Genomic DNA, 1,833 nt, shown 5'->3' with positions numbered 1-1,833 from the left:
AGGTACCCCGTCGGCGTGATCGCGCCCCGAACGACGCCGCGCACAACAAGGAGAGATGCGGGAGTCCACGCTAGCCCCTCGCATCCGGCAACCCCAGCATCGCGCGTGCCTCACGCGGATTCGCAACTTCACCGCCCAGGCTCACGAGGATGTCGCGTGCCTTCGCCACCAGCTGGGCGTTGCTCTCGGCGAGCACGCCCTTCTCCAGGTAGATGTTGTCCTCCATGCCCACGCGCACATGGCCGCCCAGCAGCCATGCCTGCGCGACGATCGGGAACTCCATGCGCCCGATGCCGAAGGCGCTCCAGAAGGCGCCGCGCGGCAGCATGTTGCGCGCATAGAGCAGCGTCTCGGGCGTGGGCGCGAAGCCGTACTTCACGCCGAGCACGAAGGTCCACATGGCCGGGCCGTCGAGCGTGCCGTCGGCGATCAGGTCGAGCGCGAGGTTGATGTCGCCGGAGTCGAAGATCTCCAGCTCGGGCTTCACGCCGGCCTCGCGCATCACCTTCGCCATGCGCCGCACGTTCTTCGGCGTGTTGATGACCACGTCGGGCCCCGAGTTCATGGTGTTGAGGTCGAGCGAGCACACGTCGGGCCTGATGAGCGCAATGTGTTCCACGCGCTTCTCGGGCGGCAGCAGCGTGGTGCCCGGTGCGGCGATCTTCGGATCGTCCTCGCTCGGAATGAAGCGCCCGCCCGGCCCGGTCGTGAGGTTGACGATCAGCTCGCGGTTCTCGCGGCGGATGCGCTCGACCACCTCGCGGTACAGCTCGACCTCCATCGAGGGCTTGCCGGTTTCGGGATGGCGCACGTGGATGTGCACCTGCGCCGCGCCGGCCTCGGCCGCGGCGAGGCACTCGTCGGCGATCTGCACCGGCGTGATCGGCAGGTGCGGCGTCTGCTCCGGCTTCACGAGGTTGCCCGTGACCGCGCAGGTGATGAGTGTCTTGGCGGTGCTCACAGGTGGCGCCCTCCGTCGACCACGATGCGCGTGCCGGTCACGAAGCGCAGCGTGGTGGCCAGCGCTTCGACCGTGGCAGCCACGTCGTCGGGCAAGCCGATGCGGCCCAGTGGTGTGGTGCTGGCCATCTTGTTCGCGAATTCCGCGCCGCGCCCGGGCACGAAACCCGATTCGACCGCGCCCGGCGACACCGACACCACGCGCACCGACGGCGCGAGTGCCTTGGCCAGCGCGTCGCCCACCACGTCGAGCCCGGCCTTGGCGGCCACGTAGGCGAGGTTGCTGCCCACGCCCGTGAAACCCGCGATGGAAGAGATGTTGGCCACCAGCCCGTCGCCGCTGGCCTTCAGCATCGGCGCGAAGGCGCGGATGGTGGCGAACACACCGCGGAAGTTGGCGCGCACGATGTCGTCGATGAGCTCGTCGGTCAGCGCGTCGAGGTCGGCGGCCGGCACCGGTTGCGTGTGGCCCGCGCTGTTGACGAGGATGTCGCAGCGCCCGAGCGTGGCCTTCACCTCGGCCGCCGCGGCCACGAGGCTGGGCGTGTCGACGATGTCGGCGCGGATCGCGGCATGGCGCTGGCCGCTGACCGAGGGCAGGGCGGCCACGCGCGCCGCCGCATCGTCGCCCTTGCGGTGCAGCAGCACGCAGGTGGCGCCGAGCGCGGCCAGGCGCGTGGCCGTGGCATAGCCGATGGCGCCAAGGCCGCCGGTGATGACGGCGACCTTGCCGTCGAGTCTGGAGACTGGATCGAAGCTCATGGATGTGAAAGGAGTGGATGAGTCGGTACGGAGTCTTTTCGCGGAACACCGCGGAACCGGCTTTGCCGGGCCGCAGGTGTTGCCCCCTCGAAGGGGGTTGGCGAAGCGACA

Annotated in this window: 2 protein-coding genes; both read right to left on the bottom strand. The window is 69.6% G+C overall.

The features are described from left to right. Positions 1-70 precede the first annotated feature (70 nt). Complete coding sequence (locus tag PMI12_RS26070; protein WP_007838705.1) at positions 71-961, bottom strand: 3-keto-5-aminohexanoate cleavage protein; 891 nt, start codon at positions 959-961, stop codon at positions 71-73. Continuing rightward, the gene (locus PMI12_RS26065) at positions 958-1,722 is read right to left on the bottom strand and encodes an SDR family NAD(P)-dependent oxidoreductase (protein ID WP_007838703.1); all 765 of its coding nucleotides are present in this window, start codon (positions 1,720-1,722) and stop codon (positions 958-960) included. The genes PMI12_RS26070 and PMI12_RS26065 overlap by 4 nt, the downstream gene beginning before the upstream one ends. Positions 1,723-1,833 lie beyond the last annotated feature (111 nt).

The sequence above is a fragment of the Variovorax sp. CF313 genome (genome assembly GCF_000282635.1).
Lineage (GTDB): Bacteria > Pseudomonadota > Gammaproteobacteria > Burkholderiales > Burkholderiaceae_C > Variovorax.
This window is presented reverse-complemented; position numbering and strand designations above follow the sequence as displayed.